Genomic DNA, 229 nt, shown 5'->3' on the forward strand with positions numbered 1-229 from the left:
CTTTAAAGGAGCAGTGATGAGCCAGTTCTTTTCCCTCGAAGGCAAGCGTGTGCTGTTGACCGGTTCGGCGCGCGGCATAGGATATCTGCTGACGCGCGGCCTGGCGGAAGCCGGTGCTGACGAGATCGTCAACGCCACCACGCACGAAGGCGCAGAGAAGGGCGCGGCGCAGGTGCCTGAGTTGGGCTTTCGAGCGCACGCCAATGCGTTTGATGTCACGCAATCGGCC

Annotated in this window: 1 protein-coding gene; it reads left to right on the plus strand. The window is 62.0% G+C overall.

All coding sequences use genetic code 11. The features are described 5' to 3' along the window. Window positions 1-16: 16 nt before the first annotated feature. A partial coding sequence (locus KVT28_RS27530) for an SDR family NAD(P)-dependent oxidoreductase (RefSeq protein WP_217551532.1) occupies window positions 17-229 on the plus strand: 213 nt, incomplete at its 3' end.

Origin of the sequence: Pantoea sp. GbtcB22 (genome assembly GCF_019091025.1) — a bacterium.
In the GTDB taxonomy this organism is placed as follows: Bacteria; Pseudomonadota; Gammaproteobacteria; order Enterobacterales; family Enterobacteriaceae; genus Pantoea; species Pantoea leporis.